The 19,276-nt window shown below is 37.7% G+C and carries 18 protein-coding genes and 4 pseudogenes; 11 read left to right on the top strand and 11 right to left on the bottom strand.

The genetic code is table 11. The features are described from left to right. Positions 1 to 826 precede the first annotated feature (826 nt). Complete coding sequence (locus tag FJR09_RS13925; protein WP_015079582.1) at positions 827 to 1,045, bottom strand: hypothetical protein; 219 nt, start codon at positions 1,043 to 1,045, stop codon at positions 827 to 829. 236 nt (positions 1,046 to 1,281) lie between these two features. Continuing rightward, on the bottom strand, positions 1,282 to 2,121 hold the full coding sequence (gene dapF / locus FJR09_RS13920; RefSeq protein WP_015079581.1) for a diaminopimelate epimerase: 840 nt from the start codon (positions 2,119 to 2,121) through the stop codon (positions 1,282 to 1,284). A gap of 68 nt (positions 2,122 to 2,189) precedes the next feature. On the opposite strand from dapF, the gene FJR09_RS13915 reads away from it, so the two are divergent. From FJR09_RS13915 to FJR09_RS13905, 3 genes are all read left to right on the top strand, one after another. Continuing rightward, positions 2,190 to 2,414, top strand: a complete 225-nt coding sequence (locus FJR09_RS13915; RefSeq protein ID WP_162471193.1) for a hypothetical protein — start codon at positions 2,190 to 2,192, stop codon at positions 2,412 to 2,414. After that, positions 2,414 to 2,572 (top strand): hypothetical protein, encoded by a 159-nt coding sequence (locus FJR09_RS13910; protein ID WP_235081992.1) that lies wholly within the window; start codon positions 2,414 to 2,416, stop codon positions 2,570 to 2,572. Before FJR09_RS13915 ends, FJR09_RS13910 begins: the two co-directional genes overlap by 1 nt. A 144-nt stretch (positions 2,573 to 2,716) precedes the next feature. Further along, positions 2,717 to 2,944 (top strand): hypothetical protein, encoded by a 228-nt coding sequence (locus tag FJR09_RS13905; RefSeq protein WP_015079579.1) that lies wholly within the window; start codon positions 2,717 to 2,719, stop codon positions 2,942 to 2,944. Between the two features lie 121 nt (positions 2,945 to 3,065). On the opposite strand, the gene FJR09_RS13900 is transcribed toward FJR09_RS13905, so the two are convergent. The 4 genes and pseudogenes from FJR09_RS13900 to FJR09_RS13885 all read right to left on the bottom strand — a co-directional run bounded on the left by FJR09_RS13900 (position 3,066) and on the right by FJR09_RS13885 (position 8,884). Then, positions 3,066 to 5,093 carry a cation:proton antiporter gene (locus FJR09_RS13900; protein WP_015079578.1) on the bottom strand — a complete coding sequence of 676 codons (2,028 nt, stop codon included), beginning with the start codon at positions 5,091 to 5,093 and terminating at the stop codon, positions 3,066 to 3,068. Positions 5,094 to 5,311: 218 nt separating this feature from the next. Further along, positions 5,312 to 6,589, bottom strand: coding sequence for a phosphoribosylamine--glycine ligase (gene purD, locus FJR09_RS13895; protein WP_015079576.1), 1,278 nt, complete (start codon positions 6,587 to 6,589; stop codon positions 5,312 to 5,314). A 214-nt stretch (positions 6,590 to 6,803) separates the two neighbouring features. After that, a pseudogene (locus FJR09_RS13890) lies at positions 6,804 to 7,670 on the bottom strand (iron-containing alcohol dehydrogenase); the annotation flags it as partial. Positions 7,671 to 7,717: 47 nt separating this feature from the next. Beyond that, positions 7,718 to 8,884, bottom strand: coding sequence for an RNA-guided endonuclease TnpB family protein (locus FJR09_RS13885; protein ID WP_015079574.1), 1,167 nt, complete (start codon positions 8,882 to 8,884; stop codon positions 7,718 to 7,720). Between the two features lie 51 nt (positions 8,885 to 8,935). Between FJR09_RS13885 and tnpA the strand changes: the two are divergent. Further along, positions 8,936 to 9,211 (top strand): annotated as a pseudogene (gene tnpA / locus FJR09_RS13880) (IS200/IS605 family transposase); the annotation flags it as partial. Positions 9,212 to 9,271: 60 nt separating this feature from the next. On the opposite strand, the pseudogene FJR09_RS13875 reads toward tnpA, so the two are convergent. The 4 genes and pseudogenes from FJR09_RS13875 to FJR09_RS13860 all read right to left on the bottom strand — a co-directional run. Next, positions 9,272 to 9,463, bottom strand: a pseudogene (locus FJR09_RS13875) (Uma2 family endonuclease); the annotation flags it as partial. 31 nt (positions 9,464 to 9,494) lie between these two features. Continuing rightward, positions 9,495 to 10,577, bottom strand: a complete 1,083-nt coding sequence (locus FJR09_RS13870) for an AI-2E family transporter (protein WP_015079573.1) — start codon at positions 10,575 to 10,577, stop codon at positions 9,495 to 9,497. A 73-nt stretch (positions 10,578 to 10,650) separates the two neighbouring features. Then, a complete protein-coding gene (locus FJR09_RS13865) occupies positions 10,651 to 11,079 on the bottom strand; it encodes an NUDIX hydrolase (RefSeq protein WP_015079572.1) in 429 nt (142 codons plus the stop codon). A 3-nt stretch (positions 11,080 to 11,082) separates the two neighbouring features. Next, positions 11,083 to 11,472: a hypothetical protein gene (locus FJR09_RS13860; protein ID WP_015079571.1), complete on the bottom strand. Its 390-nt coding sequence runs from the start codon at positions 11,470 to 11,472 to the stop codon at positions 11,083 to 11,085. A gap of 551 nt (positions 11,473 to 12,023) precedes the next feature. On the opposite strand from FJR09_RS13860, the gene tmk reads away from it, so the two are divergent. From tmk to FJR09_RS13845, 3 genes are all read left to right on the top strand, one after another. After that, complete coding sequence (tmk, locus tag FJR09_RS13855) at positions 12,024 to 12,650, top strand: dTMP kinase (protein WP_015079569.1); 627 nt, start codon at positions 12,024 to 12,026, stop codon at positions 12,648 to 12,650. A 3-nt stretch (positions 12,651 to 12,653) separates the two neighbouring features. Continuing rightward, the gene (locus tag FJR09_RS13850) at positions 12,654 to 13,604 is read left to right on the top strand and encodes a DNA polymerase III subunit delta' (protein WP_168653752.1); all 951 of its coding nucleotides are present in this window, start codon (positions 12,654 to 12,656) and stop codon (positions 13,602 to 13,604) included. Between the two features lie 574 nt (positions 13,605 to 14,178). Continuing rightward, complete coding sequence (locus FJR09_RS13845) at positions 14,179 to 15,066, top strand: hypothetical protein (protein WP_168651473.1); 888 nt, start codon at positions 14,179 to 14,181, stop codon at positions 15,064 to 15,066. A gap of 76 nt (positions 15,067 to 15,142) precedes the next feature. Here the strand turns inward: FJR09_RS13845 and FJR09_RS13840 are convergent, their stop codons facing one another. After that, positions 15,143 to 15,421: a TIGR02450 family Trp-rich protein gene (locus FJR09_RS13840; RefSeq protein ID WP_015079566.1), complete on the bottom strand. Its 279-nt coding sequence runs from the start codon at positions 15,419 to 15,421 to the stop codon at positions 15,143 to 15,145. Positions 15,422 to 15,570: 149 nt separating this feature from the next. On the opposite strand from FJR09_RS13840, the pseudogene FJR09_RS13835 reads away from it, so the two are divergent. From FJR09_RS13835 to FJR09_RS13820, 4 genes and pseudogenes are all read left to right on the top strand, one after another. Next, positions 15,571 to 15,693, top strand: a pseudogene (locus tag FJR09_RS13835) (ferredoxin:protochlorophyllide reductase (ATP-dependent) iron-sulfur ATP-binding protein); the annotation flags it as partial. Positions 15,694 to 15,722: 29 nt separating this feature from the next. Next, entirely contained in the window at positions 15,723 to 16,505 is a 783-nt protein-coding gene (locus FJR09_RS13830; RefSeq protein ID WP_015079565.1) for a DUF5331 domain-containing protein, read from the top strand. 909 nt (positions 16,506 to 17,414) lie between these two features. Continuing rightward, the gene (locus tag FJR09_RS13825; protein ID WP_015079564.1) at positions 17,415 to 18,089 is read left to right on the top strand and encodes a pentapeptide repeat-containing protein; all 675 of its coding nucleotides are present in this window, start codon (positions 17,415 to 17,417) and stop codon (positions 18,087 to 18,089) included. Positions 18,090 to 18,446: 357 nt separating this feature from the next. After that, positions 18,447 to 19,271, top strand: coding sequence for an NAD-dependent epimerase/dehydratase family protein (locus tag FJR09_RS13820; RefSeq protein ID WP_015079563.1), 825 nt, complete (start codon positions 18,447 to 18,449; stop codon positions 19,269 to 19,271). The last annotated feature ends 5 nt before the right edge of the window (positions 19,272 to 19,276 follow it).

Below are 19,276 nucleotides of genomic sequence, written 5' to 3'. Positions count from 1 at the left end.
CCTTAGCTGGCTAACACCACTGAGGGTTTTTTTGTCCGTGGTTAGCACAAAATAATTATTGCTACCCAGCCATTTTTTCCGGAGCATTACATAGAACTCTAGAACAATTAACAAGTAGATGCACCCTGATAACTAAACTCCCCTAGCTGGCTAACTTCCACTGGGGGTTTTTTCTTTTCTCCCAGGTGTCAAAAACATCTGGGTACTTGAATCGCGAACTCAAAACAAATTTGTTAAAAATAAATTTATCCGGAGGATCGTTATGCACTTGAGAACATTTAATTGGTAGATGCACCCTGATAACTAAACTCCCCTAGCTGGCTAACTTCCACTGGGGGTTTTTTCTCAAAAACGGAATCTCAACCTACCCTATCATCAAAACCAGCCTCTGGCAATATCCTTGCTCAACAAGTTTTTGGTTACTTTGTCCAGTTGCACCCACAGACTGCAATATTAACTTGCACAATAGCGAACTTTACTGTTGATCGTGCAGTTTCACTACAAGATATAGCTCGTGATTGCCTGAATACTAACCTTTGGGATGAGCTAACCTGACAAATTTCTCTGAATCACTTTCATTCTATTGTGATCCTTTGCTCTAACTCTAGAATGATCACTGTGATAGATAATAAGACGCTTAATTATTTCTTTATAACTACTGAAGTTAACAGATATTTTTGAGTCTGCTCCCATTTTATCACGAATCCTCAATTAAATTTAGATTTTTTGGTAAATTTTAGTTAACCTATTGGATAGGTAATAGGTAAAAATTTGACAAATTACCCATTACCAGCTTCAATTTTAGATAACTAACAACTTGCGTTATTTAGTCAATTGTAATTTGTTGCGGTCCATTGGCTTTGCCATTTTCTGCCTCTGTACTGAGGTTGCTGGAACTATTTCCACAACATTTTTTATTTAGCCAACTTTTGACGGGATCTTCATTGAGATTAAGTCGGAGAACACCAGAGACAAACCCACCTAAAAATGAAACTGGATGTTGGGCAAGTTCTTGAAATAGGGGCGATAATTCACTAATAAACATTAGACTCTCCAAGTATTGGTCTTAAAAATTATTAATTCTTCATCAATCTTAACAGATACTGGCTAATATTTGGTCAAATGATCACTGACATCATTAATCTTGATTTTCTATCAGTATTTAACTAAAATAAGGTATTTAAAAAACATTGACACCTGAAAACTTTTTGGATTTTTAGGTGTCAATTCCGGGGTTTTCAGCCTATTTTCTTATAACTTAGAACTCAAAACAGGCTGAATTTAATATTTGCCTGTAAATACTCGTTCTGCGGGGCCTGTCATGTAAATCCGGTTATCAAGTTCTGACCATTCGATTTCTAGGGGGCCACCGGGTAATTCAATAGTAGCAATGCGATCGCATAAATCATTCAATACTCCCGCTACCAAGGACGCACAAGCACCTGTTCCACAAGCTAGAGTAATTCCAGCGCCTCGTTCCCAAACTCGCATTTTCAAATAGTTACGATTGACTATTTCAATAAATTCGGTATTGGTTTTTTTAGGAAACACGGGATGATTTTCAAATTTAGGTCCAATGCTTTTTAAGTCAATAGCCGCAACATCTTCGACAAAGGTGATGCAGTGGGGATTTCCCATGCTGACACAGGTAACATCCCAAGTTTTGTCGGCTAGTTCTAAGGGTTGATTAATGACTTGAAACTCTGTAGGTGATAAAGTTGTGGGAATTTCCCCTGCTAATAATCGGGGTTCACCCATGTCTACTTTAACTTGACCCTCATCTGTGAGTTGGGGTGAAATCACACCTGCTAAGGTATGAATATGATATTTATCCTTGGTGCGAGAAATGCCTTCTAATTCCGTCAGAAATACCGCTAAACAGCGAATTCCATTGCCACACATTTCTGGTTCTGAACCATCGGAGTTAAAAATCCGCATGGTGTAATCAGTGCCATTTTGTCCAGGAAGTGCGAAAATAACACCATCTGCTCCGATACCAAAATGGCGATCGCACCACTGTATCGCTTTCTCTGGTGTCAATACTGGTGTCAACGAGGAACGGTTATCAATGAGGATAAAATCATTACCGAGTCCGTGATACTTAGTAAATTCGATTGCCATTTTGCTCTAAATGAATTATTAAAGATTCATTCATACTATTAAAAAATTTGTCAGTTGTCAGTGGTCAGTTGTCAGTAGGGGCGAAGCATTTGGAAGATAAATTATCGGTCATTGCCAAAAATAGTTCTCCAAATGCTTCGCCCGTACAGTTGTCAATCACCAATTACCAATCACCAATTACCAATTACCAATTACCAATTACCAATCACCAGTATAATATATGGCAACCAATCAATTTGATACTTCCCTACCTAGCACTCGTCAAGTCCAGAAGTGTATTAAAGAAAAATTAATGGTCGAATTTAGATTAATGACTGGTGATTTGATTACAGGTCGAATATTTTGGCAAGATCACAATTGTATCTGTATTTTTGATGGCAATAATGAGCAGATTATGGTTTGGAAACAGGCGATCGCCTACATGAAAACTTTAGGTAATATGGTAGGTTAAAGAGAGTTAGTCTCGCTCCGCTATCAGTAAAACTTAGATAAAACCGTGTTGCTTATCGTATTGACTTTCTATTATTAGTTTTTCTACTATTTAAATCAACGGTGGAATTTAGCGAGACTAATCAACGTTAAGGATATTTCTAGAATGTCTAAAATACTAATCACAGATATACCTTTATTCACAGATATACCTATTAAACAACAAGAAATTATAGTAGGTGGTACAACTACAGATATCGCTACAGACTCTTTAACTTCTGTTCCTTTAAACCCCATACTAGAGGCTGTTTTTAACGGGTTAGAATTAAATCCTGGTGACTTGACAAAATACTTAAATAGTTGGGGATTAAACATAAATTTCCCAATTATATGATGATTATAACCCATTAAAAAATATCGGCTTTATAGCTGAATATGAATATGTGGTATTTTAAAACATTACCACATATTTTTTGTAATTATTTCTGACATTATAACTGAATACACTTGAGTATTCATTTTTCTATTTCGTCAGAAATATTAATTTTACCTTCAGCAAACTCCACTAAAGCAGTGAGTTCTTCGGCTGATCCTACCACTAACAAGCGATCGCCTAAAAGAAGTGTAGTTTGATTATGAGGATAATCAATTTCTTCCCCATCAGCGCGACGAATAGCCATTAAACTCACCCCAGTTAAATAACGCATATTCACTTCTTCCAAACTCATGCCAATTAAAGGTGAATCTGCTGGTAAATCATACCAACGACGATTTAAATCACGGGTAACTTTTTGTAAATATTTAGAAACTTCAGCAGCGGAACTTTCAGGACGTAAATCCAAATAATGATCTTGGCGAATTTGTTGCATTTTCTGTTGTACCATCTCTGGTAATAAACCCACCCCAATTAATAGATGAGTTGCCATTTCTAAACTAGCTTCAAATTCTGGCTGTACTACTTCCTTTGCACCTAATTGATAAAGTAGTTCAATATTTTTATCTTGGGTAGCACGGACAACTGTATCTAATTCTGGACATACTTCCAAAGACCGTTTTAAACACAAACGAATACTGGCAGGATCAGGGAGAGTGATCGCCATACCTTGAGCATGACTGACACCGGCGGTTTCTAATACATGAAGACTCACCGCATTACCATAAACATAAGGTATTCCGGCATCCCGTAATTGCTGAATTCGACTTTCTGATTGATCAATCACTACTACAGGTAATTGATATTGCTGTAACAGCTTCACCAAATTTTTACCAAGCCGTCCATAACCACAAACTACTATATGATTTTTCTGTGGTAGATCTTCCGAAAAATCATGAGCTTGATCATCCACCAAATATGGTTTTAGCCAAGGCATAGATTCAGCAAAATCGAATAAAAATGGGACTAACCGCAAGACAAAAGGAGTCAGCATTAAAGTCACTGCGGTAGTTCCTAAAATTAGTAAATATATGCGTCGGGAAACCAAACCCAAAGCTTGTCCTTCACTAGCTAAAACAAAAGAAAATTCCCCAATTTGCGCTAGTCCTAAACCGACAATTAAAGCTGTTTTTAAAGGGTAACGGAATAACTTGACTAAAGGGGTGATAATTAAAAACTTACCCACAAAAACTAAAGCCACTAATCCCAGAATTAACTCCAGATTTTGCCACAAAAATACTGGATCAATTAACATCCCAATGGCCACAAAAAATAAACTAGCAAATATATCCCGTAAAGGTTCAACAATCGTTAAAGTTTCATCAGCATATTCCACCTCAGAAATCATCAAACCGGCGACAAATGCCCCCATTTCAATGGATAGTCCTAAATATTCTGTGAGCAGAGCAATTCCTAAACAGATAGTGACGACACCTAATAAAAATAACTCCTTGCTTTCAGTGCTGGCTAATAATCTGAGTAAAGGGGGAATTAACCAAATCCCAGCCACAACTGCACCCGCTGCAAATAAACCAATTTTCACCAATGCCATCACCACAGCCACCCCAATGGCTTCTCCTGGTTGATGAAGGGCTGGTAATACAGCTAACATGAACCCCAGAGCCAAATCCTGAACCACTAAAATCCCCAGCATTACCTGTCCGTGAGGTGTTTCAGTTTCATTGCGTTCCATGAGGCATTTGAGAACCACAGCAGTGGAAGACAAAGACAAAATCGAACCCAAAAATACACCTTTAGCCGGTAGAGTTCCCCAAGCACCAGTGACACCACAGACCAAAACAGTGATGAGAATAGTGAGGATAATTTGTAAAGTACCACCACCGAGAGCGATCGCCTTAACTTTTTTGAGTTCCGTTAAAGAGAACTCCACACCCAAAGCAAACAACAAAAACGCGACTCCAAACTGAGCCAAGGTTTCCACCTGGACAAGTTCTTTAATCAGCCTTAGTCCAGAGGGACCAACAACTATACCACCGATGATATATCCCAGCAAAACAGGTTGTTTTAACAGTGCAGCTAAGAGTCCACCGCAAGCAGCGACAGCAAACACCAAAACCAAATCAACAATTAAGCGAAAATCTTCTTGCACTAATTTTAATTAAAAACTATAAAGAACCATATAGATATCAGCATACAAAGTTTTCTCAATTTGCGGGGAGGACTGGGATACAAGAAAAACAAAATTTGGACCGACCACCAAAAAGTGATCAAGTCCCCACAGCATCATAAATGTATTTCTTCCTTCTTCCTTTGCGCCTTTGCTCCTTTGTGCCTTTGCGCGAAACAAATTATTTATCCAAAAATAAATCAGCCTAAAACCCGATAACCAATATCTCGGCGATAATACATCTGATCAAACTGAATATGTTCGATACCTGCATAAGCTTGAGCTAAAGCTTCCCGGAAATCCTCACCCAAACCCGTCACATTTAACACCCTACCGCCATCTGTAACAACTTTCTGGGCTGCATTTAATCTTGTCCCCGCATGGAAAACCGTCGCCCCTGCTGTCTGGGCTGCCTCAAAGCCAGTAATTACCTGACCTTTGGCATATTCTCCTGGATAACCACCAGAAGCAGCCACCACCGTAGCCGCAGCCCCTTGTTTCCAAGCAATCGGCGGCATATCTCCTAACCGCTGTTCTATACAAGCCAAGATTAAATCTTCCAAAGGAGTTTCTAGCATCGGTAAAATTACTTGTGTTTCGGGATCACCAAAACGACAGTTAAATTCTAAAACCCGAAAATCCCCATCTGGTGAAATCATTAACCCCGCATACAAAATGCCTCGGTAGTCAATGCCTCTGGACTGTAAAGCTGTGATCGTTCTTTCTAACACCTCTGTTTGTACCCGTGCCATTAACTCCGGTGTGGCGATTGGTGCAGGAGCATAAGCACCCATCCCACCAGTATTTTCTCCTGTATCACCTTCGCCGACGCGCTTATGATCTTGAGCAGGTAACAATGGGCGAATGGTTAAACCATCGGTTAGAGCTAAAACAGATACTTCCTGCCCTACTAAACATTCTTCAATGACAACGGAACTGCCAGCAGATCCAAATTGTCCTTGAAAAATTGCCTCAATTGCTTCTTCAGCCTGGGCAATAGTTTCGGCAACTGTAACCCCCTTTCCAGCAGCTAAACCATCGGCTTTAATAACAATGGGCGCACCCTGAGATTGAATGTAAGCTTTTGCCGGGGCTGCTTCAGTAAATACAGCAGCTTTCGCAGTAGGAACTCCGGCTTCCTCCATTAAAGCTTTAGCCCAAGCCTTGCTTGCTTCTATTTGCGCCCCTGCTTTATTTGGACCAAATACCATTAAGCCTTGATTTTGCAGATAATCGGTAATTCCCTGAGCTAAAGGCACTTCTGGACCGACAACTACTAAAGAAATCCCATGATTAATCGCATATTCGCTGATACCAGCAAAATCATCTACTGCTAAAGGCAAGTTTTCACAACCTGGCAAAGTTGCTGTACCACCGTTACCTGGTACGCAAACAAGCTTGTTTATTTTTTCAGATTGTAGCAATTTCCACGCTAGAGCGTGTTCCCGTCCCCCATTACCGATAACTAAAACTTTCACTTATTTCCTCATATCTAAGCAAGCAAAACGAGAATATCTCTGGCATTCCTAAGAGGATGTTTTAAAAGTTTTTAATGTGTAAACAGACCCCTCTCCAAACCTCTCCCCTACCAGGGGAGAGGCTTTAAAACCCCCATTCCCTTGTAGGGAAGGGGGGGAGGGGGGTTAGGTTTTTGGAGATTATGGGTTTCATATAATACTTTTCAAACAACCTCTAAGCACAAAGAACTAAAATCTGCTCAATAACTTGCGGATTAACATCTTTATTTTCCCCCAAAGCTGTCATTCCATGCTTTTCTAAATTTTTGATCACGGCTGGAATAGTTTGTAATCCAATACCATAGTCAGATAGGTGAGTCCGAACACCAACTGATTCAAAGAAATCACGAGTTTTAGTAATTGCTGCATTTACCCGTTCTTCTTCTGAACCACCGCCAATTTCCCAGACTCTATCTGCATATTGTAGAAGTTTTTGCCATTTGCGATCGCGGCGAATTGTTAAAGTGCTAGGTAGTACAACCGCCAAAATTTGAGCATGATCTAAACCATGCAACGCTGTCAACTCATGACCAATCATGTGAGTTGTCCAATCTTGGGGGACACCAGCAGCAATTAACCCATTTAATGCCATTGTTGCCGACCAAACTAAATTCGCCCTGGCATCATAATCTGTGGGATTTGCTAAGGTTTTTGGTCCTTCGCAAATCAGGGTTTTCAGAATTGATTCGGCCATGCGGTCTTGTAATGGTGCATTGACTGGATAGGTTAAATATTGCTCCATTACATGAGTAAAAGCATCAACAATACCATTGCTAATTTGCCGAGGAGGTAGGGAGAAAGTCGTTTCTGGGTCAAGAACTGAAAATTTAGGAAACACGAAGGGACTAGCGAAAAATAACTTTTCTTGAGTTTCCCACTTAGTCACAACTGAGTTTGTGTTCATTTCCGAACCAGTTGCGGGTAAAGTCAAAACCACCCCCATTGATAAAGCCGCAGTTACGGGTGCGGCTTTTGCTAAAATATCCCAAGGGTCGCCCACAAAAGGAACAGCAGCAGCGATAAATTTAGTCCCTTGACATACTCACCGACCTAAAGGTGCGGTGATTCTTGACGCTTCACCGACTGACGCTAACCGTTGCTAGTCTTACTCTGTCTCTGCGCCCGTTTAGAGTCGTGGCAATGCCCTATCCCGACACTTCGGCTTGGCTCAGTGCAAGCTTTATTTAGATTTTTTGCGGCGTTTTCGTCTCGGTCGTGTTCAGTCCCACAATTCAGGCACTTAACCGACCGAATTTTTAAATCAAGTTTCCCCCATTTGTAGCCACATTCAGAGCAAATTTGGCTAGTCGGTTCCCATCTACTAATAATGTGAAATGTCCTACCAAATTTCTGTGATTGAGCTGCACATAAAGTCCTAAATTCTCTCCATCCCTGAAGACTAATCGCCCTAGCAAGTTTATGATTTTTAATCATGCCCGATACATTCAAATCTTCTAAAACGATAACTTCATTTTCGCTAACTATTTTGGTGGATAGTTTGTGCAAAAAGTCTTTTCGGGTATCAGTTATTTCGTTATGTAGTGTTGCAATTTGAATTCGGGTTTTATTTCTTCGTTGTGAGTCTTTGGGTTGCCTCGCTAGTTTTTTCTGAAGTTTGCGAATCTTCCTATCCAATTTTGAGTAATCGGGGCTTTGGGCTTTTTCTCCATTACTCATAACAGCAAAAGTTTTGATTCCTAAATCAATACCGATACTTTGGTTTTTAGCATCAATATTTACGGGTTTAACTTCTACTACAAAACTGAGAAAATAACGGTTAGCGCAATCCTTTATGACTGTAATAGAGCTAGGAGCGGAGGGTAAATCTCTTGACCAAATCGGGCTAACGTTACCAATTTTGGCTAGATAAACCTCATCCCCTTTGATTGAAAACCCACCGATTCTAAATCGTGCTGACTGCTGATTAGTCTTTTTTTTGAACTTAGGGCGGCCTAACTTTTTACCTTTGCGTTTCCCTTTTAGAGAATCAAAAAAGTTTTTATAGGCAACTCCCAAATCTGCGACCGATTGTTGCAAAGGAATGTTAGAAACATCGGACAACCATTGCCGCTCAACAGTTTTTTTGGCTTGGGTAATAACTAATTTTTGCAAATCGTTATTACTTGGTAATTTTTCTACTTGTTTGCAAATAGCCAGTGCATCATTCCAAACCACGCGAACACAACCAAACAATTGAGCTAAAAGCTTTTGCTGTTGGTCTGTCGGGTAGAAACGGAATTGATATCTGGCTTTCATCGTTAATGATATAATTAGACTGTAAATTAATTATATATTGGTCTACACAAAATGGCAAGTCTCCTCAGAAGAGAAAGACACAGCGTTACGGACTTAAAAATTCATTTGGTCTGCGTTACGAAATATCGTCGGTCTGTGTTCACTGGTGAAAGTATTGATTTAATTCAAAAAACATTTCGTGAGGTGGCTGAAAAAATGAATTTTCAAGTGCTTGAATTCAATTGTGAAGGAAATCACGTCCATACACTAATTGAATATCCTCCTAAATTATCTGTTTCTCAAATAGTAAATGCTCTAAAAGGCGTATCTAGTCGCAGGTATGGAGAGCCAATCAATTATCCAATATTCTTGCACACCTCTAGAAGCATAAAGTTTTAATTTCACTTATTTATCTCGACGTTCATTTTCTCCCCCCGCAGAAAGAACTTCAATTACTAATTCTGGCGCACCTGTTAAATGTCCATCATTATCTAATAAAGTTGCTAAACGTTGATTACTTATCCACACCACATCAGGAATAACATTATCAGCATCAGTAAAAACAATTCCAGGAGTAGTTACAGCTTCCCCTAGACCAGACTAGTTGAATTTGTGAAAATCTCAATGCTATTCAAGATTCTTGCAGATATTCACTATCAACAGCGGTTTTATTAAATTCACCATTCCGCCAACTATCAGCCATATCTTTCATAAAACTAGCGAGAGGAATAGCAACCAATACACCCAATACACCGCCTAATTTTGCGCCTATTAATAAAGAAATGACCACCCATACAGGATTTAAGCCGGTTAAATTTCCTAAAATGCGTGGGGCAATAATATTAGAATTAATTTGGTCAATAGCTACACCTATAGCCGCAACTTCTAATCCTAAGCCAAAATCTTTTAAAGCTATTAATAAACTGACAATACCAACCCCAATACCAGTCCCAAAAGGAAATAAAGAAAATAAACCAATTCCTATCCCGAAAAGGAGTGATAAAGGGACTCGTAAGAGGACAAATGCCAATGTTATAGACACGGCTAAAATAGCACCTAGTGTAGCTTGACCAATGAAATAATTATTAAAATCTTCTCGGAGTAATTCTCGAACTTTTTTAGCAATTTGGGACGGAAACCACAGATAAATTCCATCCCATAAAGCTTCACCATTCAATACTAGATAAATAGTCAGAACTATGGCTATTAGTAAATTAAATAAATTTCCAATAGTATCAAAAGCAAAACCGAGAATTTTTCCAGTCAAAGATTGTAGTTGACTAGATATTTTTCCTAAAAATTCACTAGCTAATCCACTTAAATTTACTGGTAACTGCTGGGTAGCTGCCCAATTTTGCAAAGCTTCTATTTGTTGAGTTCCCGATTCAATCCAATAGGGAAGAAGATTAGCTAACTCATTCAGTTGTTCCAGAATAAGTGGTAAGAGAATAACACCTACAGCACCTAAAATAATAATAGATAACAGTAATACTACGACAACTGCTAAAATGCGAGGTACTCCACGTTTTTGGAGCAGTTTAATCGGATAATCTAGCACAAAAGCTAAGAGAATAGCGACAGAGATAACACTGACTAAAGGTTGAAAGTAGTTAATAAATTGAATTAATAGCCAACCATTCAGAAGAATAACAGGAAAGGCTAATCCTATATTTAACCATTTAGGTAGATTTGGTAGATTGTTTACTGGCTGCATGGAATTTATTAATAGTCTAATTTTTGCAAAATTTCTGGAAAACTTTAAAGGGTCTGTAAATCGAGTAATCGAACTATAGGTTTTTGATAAAATCCAGCATTATTTTCTGAGGTAAACTTGCTAAAGGTCTTACTTCTCCTGCTTTTAGAGAATAACATTCACCTCTATAGATATCTTCTGCTGTTAACAAATCTAGATCCCAACCTTCAGAAAGAACAAGTTGATTTACTGTTATTAACAATGGTGCTTGAAATACATAACGAACAGCTTTTTCATCGCTATAAATTCCAAATTGAGTAAAGTCAGTTAACTCATAACCAATTTCTTCCATAACTTCTCGCTGAACTGCTATTTCTGGAGTTTCTCCAGGTTCGATATGTCCACCAAACAAAGCCCAACAACCAGGAGCGATAATATTAGGAATGTTATCCCGCAATTGCATCAAAAATTTATTTTCTCGATAGAGAATGGTAACGGCTACATGAACTAATTGATTATTCATAAATTATTTTTCCTCTAAATAAATTTCTCCGTATTCTTTGCCAGCTAAAGGGACACTTTTGTACTGCACATTACCCTTCAATACTACCTGTTCTCCAACTTGAAAATTGCCTTGATTAGTGATAATCCAGATTTTTCCAGTTGAGTCGTTGATTTGATATGCTTTTTTCTGAATTAAAGGAGCAATCTTTTCTATTTTACCTTGAATGTAAACTGTAGTGTCCTGATTTTGTTTGGTAACTTTTTGAATCTGTGTTACATTCACACCAATATTTAAATTTTCAAGATTGATCCTAGAATTGCCTTCTTTACCACAGGCATAAAGTCCTGTTAATAGGGAAAAAGATAATCCCAGGTGAAGTAATCCCCTGGTAGAAATTTTTGTTTGTTGCATTATTGGCAATTTTATCTTTTATCTCCAGTTTATATAAGTGGCTTGCTATTTATTATTTATCATAATACTGTTTTGTCCAAAAAAGATAGTGATTTTGTGAAAATAATGAAGACATGAATAAATTTTCATTGGTATCTCCAGTTATAGGCATTATTGTATTTTTTATTTTCAGGTAAGTTCTTTTTGGATTTGATGACTTTTTATGTAATTAACTAAGTTCGTAATTTAGTCCAATCTACTGGGAGGTTGATTATGCTTAAAAAACTATAGGTTTCCACTTGGAAGGGGGTTAAATATTTGTTATTGCCAGATTCAGGAGTTGACAATAAACTCTTTATAGTCATGGTAAATTAATATAGGTAAATACTATAGCGGTATGCAGTTAAATGAAATTCTAATTTCAATCATAGAAGCTTAGACTGAAAGTAATTTAGTTCTGACTACTAACCGCTGAAAGCTGCTATATGCCTTTACAGTCGTTCGGGAATTAGGTATGGTTTGAGACGTGAGAAAATGAGTTCATAAAATCGGTAGTAGCAAAATTTGACAATATGAGTGGTAAATTAATTGTATTTGAAGGGGTAGAAGGTTGTGGTAAAACTACTCAGATGCAACTGTGTTCTCAGTGGCTAGAAAGTTTAAATATATCTGTGGTGCTGACTCGTGAACCGGGGGGAACAGAGTTAGGAAAGGATTTACGGATGTTATTATTGGAAAAGTCACTTAATAAGCCCGTGGGGGAAGTGACGGAACTGTTATTGTATGCTGCGGATAGGGCGCAACACATTGAAGAGGAATTAAAACCTAATTTAGCCATAGGGAAGTATATTTTGTGTGATCGCTATACTGATTCTACTATTGCCTATCAAGGTTATGGCAGGGGTTTAAGTATGAGTATAATTAATCAACTTAATCAAATTGCTACTGGTGGTTTAGCTAGTGATTTAACTATTTGGTTAGATGTAGATGTGGAGATAGGGCTGTCTCGCAAACGTGGACAAGCTAAATTAGACAGGATTGAACAAGAAACAATTGCTTTTCATCGGCGGGTACAGCGGGGATATACGGAGTTAGCTGTATCTTATCCGTCTCAGATTGTACGGATAGATGGGAATAATAGTCAAGAAAATGTGCAACAAAGTATACAGGAAATTTTACATAATCGCCTGTTTTCATAATTTATGTTCTCACCATTAGTCGGACAACAGCAAGCAGTAGAATTACTAACTCAGTCTGTTAAACAAAATCGAGTTGCACCTGCTTATATGTTTGTAGGTGCAGATGGTGTAGGTAGAAGTTTAGCAGCCCGGTGTTTTATTGAATTACTTTTTTCCAGTTCTGTAGCACCTGATCAAATTCCCCTTTTACAAAATCGGATTCGTCAAAGAAATCATCCGGCTTTATTGTGGGTAGAACCAACTTATCAATTTCAAGGACAAAGACTTACACCAGCAGAAGCAGCAGAAAAGGGCGTTAAACGCAAAGCCCCACCAGTGATTCGTTTGGAACAAATTCGAGAAATTACGCAATTTCTTTCTCGGCCACCCTTGGCAGCAGAGAGAAATATCATAGTCCTAGAACAAGCGGAAACAATGGCGGAATCTGCGGCTAATGCGTTGTTAAAAACTTTGGAAGAACCGGGAAAAGCGACATTAATTTTAATTGCCCCTTCACCAGAATCTGTGTTACCAACTTTAGTATCCCGTTGTCAAAAGATTCCTTTTTATCGGTTGGATATTGCTGTGATGAGTCAGGTATTGACGCAAACAGGAAATGCCGAAATTTTGCAACATCCAGAGGTTTTAAATATAGCCGCAGGTAGTCCAGGAAATGCGATTTTATCTTATCAACAATTACAAAAAATTCCTAGCGAGTTCATCGCCCAGGTGAAAAAAACCCCGACTTCTTACCGTCATGCTTTAGAATTAGCCAAGAAAATTGATAAAGAATTAGATACTGAAGCTCAATTATGGTTAATTGATTATCTGCAACAATACTATTGGCAACAAATACATGAACCAAAAATTATTCAACAGTTAGAAAAAACTCGGAAACATTTACTTTGTTATGCCCAACCTCGCTTGGTTTGGGAATGTACGTTTTTAGCTTTATTTCAGATATCGCAAATATAGTTAATTTCTGTAGTTAATTTCTGTTGACAATTTCCTTCCTGGGAATATTCACAACCCCTTTGAAACTAGCAACTTCACCTGCAATACTTTTGTTGACTTCTAATGAGGTACAAACTTGAATTATGAAACTCTTGTAGTGCGGGCATCTTGCCCGCGTGAGCGAGACGCTCACACTACAGTCCATCATTTTTATCCTGAGAGGTTGTTTGAAAAGTATTAGATGAAACCAACAATCTCCGAAACCTAACCCCCCTTCCCCCCTTCCCTACAAGGGAATGGGGGTTTCAAAGCCTCTCCCCGCGTCGGGGAGAGGTTTGGAGAGGGGTTTATTGATACATTAAAAACTTTTCAAACATCCTCTGACAGACTACTAGTCAATGTCCTGGAAAAGTGCTGACACATTATCTTTTTTAAGTATTAATACGCTAGTAAAAATTCTGAATATATGAAATTTATGGTTACGATCTTTTTTAAGTATTTTTAATGTTTTATTAACAATTATTGTTACAGAATTGATAGTGTTTTCATGTAGAATCATCTTTGACGGAAAATTTAACGTACCAAGTGATTAATCATGAGAAATTGGCAGCATAAATTATTTTTGGGCTTACTTTGTTGTGCATTTTTAGTTTTCGGATGGCAAAATAGGGTATTAGCTGAAGGAATGACTAGCTATAGTACACCCGTAGCAAAAACCCAATTATCACAATTAGAAGTAACTCAAAATGTCTATGATTATCTATTGCAGTATCAACCAGAAACTTATAATATTCTGACAAAAAAATTGGCAGAAAGTATTGAAGATGCTAAACAACCATTAGCAGATGAAGTAGTGAATAATCTTTTGGCTTTATCTCCAAATAATCCACAGGTTAAATGGAGAGAAAATAATGGCAAAATAGAATATTTGATGTCAACTTGGAAATATACAAGTAGCCCAAGTTCAGATTGGCCAATAGGTACAAAAAAACTGCTACCTTATCAAACTTGGTTTACAGCAGTTCCACAAGTGAAAGAATTTTGTCAGAAATATCAAGCTATTGATAGCAATATTCCTGATAATGTTGAACTTTCATTGCGGTTACAACAGTATTTGGGATTAATCTTAAATAAATATTCTACGAAAACCCATTTTGTCGAAATGTGGGTAAAAGCAGAAGATCTAACTAGACCATGTATTGATGCAGAAATTAACGATGCTAGTTGTAATCTTTTACCTTTACCTGTTCCTGATAGTAGTCCTGTAGTCAAGGCAATATATACCAATTCCTACACCAATGCTAAAAAGGAATATTATCCTTGGTCTGGTTTAGGTTATACTTATGACTGGGGAAATTCTCAAAAACCTCATCAAGGACCCAGTGAGTTTATTATTAACCCCACTCCAGAGAAACCTGTAGAGGTGGAAGTTGCTTCTGTGACACCTACGCAAGAATACTGTCGGAATCAGATTTTACAATAAAATATCTAGTCGGAAGGGATGATCAAAATTTTCCTATATTTTGATCATCCCTTGTTTTTTTATCAATTAGGGTTAGCTAACAATTGTTAGCTTTTGTTAGCTTTTTTGGATCGGATTCAATAGAATTAATTTCTTGCAAAGTTTGCCACCCAGCATACCACTGGGAATTATCTTGCAATAATTTAGCATTTAACCAAAAGCGCACTTGAGGATCACAAGCTGCTACCATTTCTGCATATACCCATTTACCCTGATTTTTACGGTTAACAACCTGAAAATGTCGCCAGCCATCAACTTTTTGTTGTGCAGTCCATTTAGAACCCAGTAGGTAAGGAAATTTTTGTTTTTTAGTCATTTGTCAATTGTTAGTTGTCGGTTGTCGGTTGTGAAGAACTTTCTTTTTTCACCCCTTACCCGTTACCTATTACGCATCATTTATTAAGTTTTATATCAGGTATTTTCTAATTTAAAAATATTTACTAATTCAGCAGTGATGATGACTATGAGAATGTTGTTCCCTCCGATACTTCAGATCGTGAACTTTTTTCTTTATTGTCAGATTTTTATCTCAATTCAGTAAAAGTTCAACCCAGAAATGCTGAAGAGGAATTAGACTTGATGATTGTATCAAACATTTTACCTCTCAGGATGGGTTTATGGCTTTCTTTGATAGTTTTACCGATTCGATCAAACAAAAGTGGCTGCAATTCTTTCAAGCCAATCGTGAATGGATTACGCTTCAGATGACTGTTGAATCAGTTTATACCCCTGATGGCGGCAAGCGACCTTCTTCTTACCTTATCCTGGGAGTTATTAATGCTCTAGAACCGAAATTGGCCCAGCTAATGCTTCCCTTTGCCAAACTGAATCCAGATGCGGATACTTTAATTGAAGTTCTGAATTTACATTTTGACCCCGATATTGCCCTTGGTAATCGTCTCAGTCCTACAGTAGAACCACAGATGTACTCCCGTCAGCAGGCTGTGGTCATGGTGGATGGACCTGAACCAGAAGCGGAATCTTTCTCAATCCCTGAGATGAGTCTGAATGAGTTGGGAAACGAAACACAAGCGACTTGGGCTGTAGAACAAGATGATGATGGCTTTGGTGATATTTCCTTATCTGATGAAGATATTGCCCATGACTCAGAAGCAATGGGTAATTTTGGTCATGTTTCCTTTACTTCCATGTCTTTAACTGATGAAAGCAATGATCAGAGCCTTAATAGCCTCACTTCAGTTGGTGAAAATCCCTTTGGGGAAATACCTGATCATGCTTTGACTGGGCTGAATACATCTGCAGAAAATGGATTTGATGATGTAGTTTCGGACATCTGGGGTGATGAAACTTCGTTTCAGAATGGTGACGACAATTTGGAAGAACTGCCATCTGAGGTTTTTAATGAATCAGAAATGGCTCGTCTCTTCCCCAACAATTAATTGTTGAAGGTGGGCGAGAGGAAGCAGGGGATCAGGGGGCTTTCTATCAGGGTGAAAACCTGTTTTTAGTACCCATTCCCCAATACCCAATCATCTACTTTCCAATTTCCAAAAATTCAGAATTGTGGAAAAACCTGATAATTACAATCAAATTTAACGGATTTATGAATTGAAACCTGATTTGGTAATTACTGGTATGGCTCATGCTAAATATTTTACTTTTCGTTACATATTACTCTTCGAGAAGCCGCTCCGCGTCTACGGTTTTTTTCCGTTCACCTACTTAGTATTTATTGATAAACAATTTGATTGGAACAAAGTTGATGAGTCCATTGTAGCTGCTATCAAAAATGCAAATACTACTGCCGAAAATTTTGCGGCAACAAAATTTATTTTTAATATATCGAATGCCCCTTTTAAAACTCTCTCAAAATATCGCAAATAAATATTAGTAATCTGGCAATAAACTCAATTTATCTCTTTTATGAAAGTTGCCACATAAGCTCATAGAAAATACATTATTTGATCAAATTGACAAAATAAACTCAACAATCAATTATATGATACTGTTGGGGTTCGCTTTTGAATGACACTGTTTTTTTCGGGCTACGCATCTTTGAAAAATATCTTTTTCTTGACTGAGCTTTAAACTGGTGAAACTTGAGTTTCTTATCTGTTCCCTGTTCCCTATTCCCTGTTCCCTTTTTTGTAATGTAAATTTTGGAAAATTTAGATGTGTTCCTTGATGCTGAAAAAATAGCAAGTAAACCAGTTAAATTAGTCAAGATGCTAGTGGCTGTAAAAGCAGTCAAACTCCTATTCAACGTAAGTTCATTGAATAAGAAAGTTGTAGAATGAACAAATAACTCATCATTTGTTCAATTATTAATTAATATTCATCAATACACTATGACGAGCAGCGAACTGGAGCGGTACTACAGAATTTTAGAATTAGAGCTAGGGGCCACACTTGAAGAAATCAACCAGGCTTATAAAGATTTAGTGTTTGTTTGGCACCCGGACCGCCTCCCCAAAGACAACCTGCGCTTACAAAACAAGGCACATGAGAAGCTGAAATTATTTAATGAAGCTCGTGATAAATTGCGCTCTTTCCGGAATAAACAGCCCACTCCCGCTTATTCTCCACCACCTCAAGCCGATAAACCATCATCTACATACTCTTACTCACCACAAAAAACCTATCAACAACCACAGGCAAATTCAGATTTAAGTGGTAAAGATTTTAGCCGCGCTAATTTGAGTAATCGGGATTTATCAGGAAGAAACTTGAGTTATGCAAATTTAAGCGGTTCTAATCTCAGTGATACTTTTATGCACAAGGTGATTCTCAGAGGTGCGGATTTGTCAGAAGCCAATTTATTTAGAGCTAACTTACTGTTAGCAGATTTAAGAGATGCCAACTTACGCTCGGCTAATTTGATTGGTGCGGATCTTAGCGGTGCTGACTTGCGGGGTGCTGACTTGACAGGGGCGAGAATTCGTTCAGGCGATCGCCTGCTGGTAAAATTAATTGGTGCTAAATTAACTGGAGCAATCATGCCAGATGGTATAATTCATAACTAAAAACGACTTCAGAGGATAAAAAGTAAAAAAGTAAGTTAAAATTACTTACAAACTAAATCACCAGTGAGTAACAGTTCATAGCCACTGAAATTAATAATATAGCCATACTCCATAATATGTGAGAGAATCTATTTCCTGCTGCTTGAGTGCATCAGTCAAGTTTAAATAGAAAATAGGGCTGCTATATTCACCAAATTTAATTATCAATGTGGCTTCCTGCTCCCGTTATACATCTGAATAGGTAGGAAAATTTAAAGTTAGACTAATACTTATTAGCCAAAAGCTTCTGGATTCCTGTACTATTGATGATTGACTGGTAATTGTTAAAAATAAATTATTTTAGTTCTATTAATGATCATGAACATTGCAATTATTGGCTGTGGTTATGTCGGTTGTGCCGTTAGCAAATATTGGCAGTCAAATAGTAATTTTATGCTGACGGCAACTACCACTAATCCCCAAAGGATATCTACTTTAGAAGCAGTAGCACAAAGGGTTATTGTCACTTCAGGTAATGATCTAGAAAGCTTGAAAGCTGTATTAAAAAATCAAGAAGTTATCTTATTAAGTGTCGGCGCAAAAACCGCTGATTCTTATGAAGAAACTTATGTAAACACTGCCAAAAATCTAGTTTCTCTCCTCCCCCAATTTCCTAATATTCACCAAGTAATATATACAGGTAGTTATTCAATTTATGGAGATAGAAACGGTGTATGGGTAGACGAAGAAAGCCCACCAGCACCAGCTAATCGCAATTCTCAACTACTGCGAAAAACAGAAGATATATTATTAACAGCAAATAATGACAATACCCGCGTTTGTATTTTACGTTTAGGAGGTATTTATGGACCCGGTAGAGAACTGGTAAAACTATTTAGTAGAGCGTCAGGAACAACCCGTCCTGGTAATGGGGAAGATATCAGCAATTGGATTCATCTTGATGACATTGTTAGTACAATAGAATTTGCTCGTGAGCAGCGCTTACAAGGTATTTATAATCTTGTAGATGATAGTCATCTCACGAATAAAGAATTACTTAATAATGTGATGACAAAAAATAATTTACCTAATGTTATTTGGGATGCAGATAATAAAAATACCCGCCCATATAATGCCTGGGTGTCCAATCAAAAACTGAAAGATGCTGGATATCAATTCATTCATCCTCACATGATTTTTTAGTTACT

Source organism: Dolichospermum sp. UHCC 0406 (assembly GCF_009712025.1).
Taxonomy (GTDB): Bacteria; Cyanobacteriota; Cyanobacteriia; order Cyanobacteriales; family Nostocaceae; genus Dolichospermum; species Dolichospermum lemmermannii.
The sequence above is the reverse complement of the archived record's forward strand: the minus strand, read 5'-3'. Positions and strand labels throughout refer to the sequence as shown.

What these genes read in the sequence shown, in the direction of transcription:
- FJR09_RS13925 (WP_015079582.1), bottom strand. Translation starts at nt 1,045, where the DNA reads ATGTTTATTAGTGAATTATCGCCCCTATTTCAAGAACTTGCCCAACAT.
- dapF (WP_015079581.1), bottom strand. Translation starts at nt 2,121, where the DNA reads ATGGCAATCGAATTTACTAAGTATCACGGACTCGGTAATGATTTTATC.
- FJR09_RS13910 (WP_235081992.1), top strand. Translation starts at nt 2,414, where the DNA reads ATGGTCGAATTTAGATTAATGACTGGTGATTTGATTACAGGTCGAATA.
- FJR09_RS13905 (WP_015079579.1), top strand. Translation starts at nt 2,717, where the DNA reads ATGTCTAAAATACTAATCACAGATATACCTTTATTCACAGATATACCT.
- FJR09_RS13885 (WP_015079574.1), bottom strand. Translation starts at nt 8,884, where the DNA reads ATGAAAGCCAGATATCAATTCCGTTTCTACCCGACAGACCAACAGCAA.
- FJR09_RS13870 (WP_015079573.1), bottom strand. Translation starts at nt 10,577, where the DNA reads ATGCAGCCAGTAAACAATCTACCAAATCTACCTAAATGGTTAAATATA.
- FJR09_RS13865 (WP_015079572.1), bottom strand. Translation starts at nt 11,079, where the DNA reads ATGAATAATCAATTAGTTCATGTAGCCGTTACCATTCTCTATCGAGAA.
- FJR09_RS13860 (WP_015079571.1), bottom strand. Translation starts at nt 11,472, where the DNA reads ATGCAACAAACAAAAATTTCTACCAGGGGATTACTTCACCTGGGATTA.
- tmk (WP_015079569.1), top strand. Translation starts at nt 12,024, where the DNA reads ATGAGTGGTAAATTAATTGTATTTGAAGGGGTAGAAGGTTGTGGTAAA.
- FJR09_RS13850 (WP_168653752.1), top strand. Translation starts at nt 12,654, where the DNA reads ATGTTCTCACCATTAGTCGGACAACAGCAAGCAGTAGAATTACTAACT.
- FJR09_RS13845 (WP_168651473.1), top strand. Translation starts at nt 14,179, where the DNA reads ATGAGAAATTGGCAGCATAAATTATTTTTGGGCTTACTTTGTTGTGCA.
- FJR09_RS13840 (WP_015079566.1), bottom strand. Translation starts at nt 15,421, where the DNA reads ATGACTAAAAAACAAAAATTTCCTTACCTACTGGGTTCTAAATGGACT.
- FJR09_RS13830 (WP_015079565.1), top strand. Translation starts at nt 15,723, where the DNA reads ATGGCTTTCTTTGATAGTTTTACCGATTCGATCAAACAAAAGTGGCTG.
- FJR09_RS13825 (WP_015079564.1), top strand. Translation starts at nt 17,415, where the DNA reads ATGACGAGCAGCGAACTGGAGCGGTACTACAGAATTTTAGAATTAGAG.
- FJR09_RS13820 (WP_015079563.1), top strand. Translation starts at nt 18,447, where the DNA reads ATGAACATTGCAATTATTGGCTGTGGTTATGTCGGTTGTGCCGTTAGC.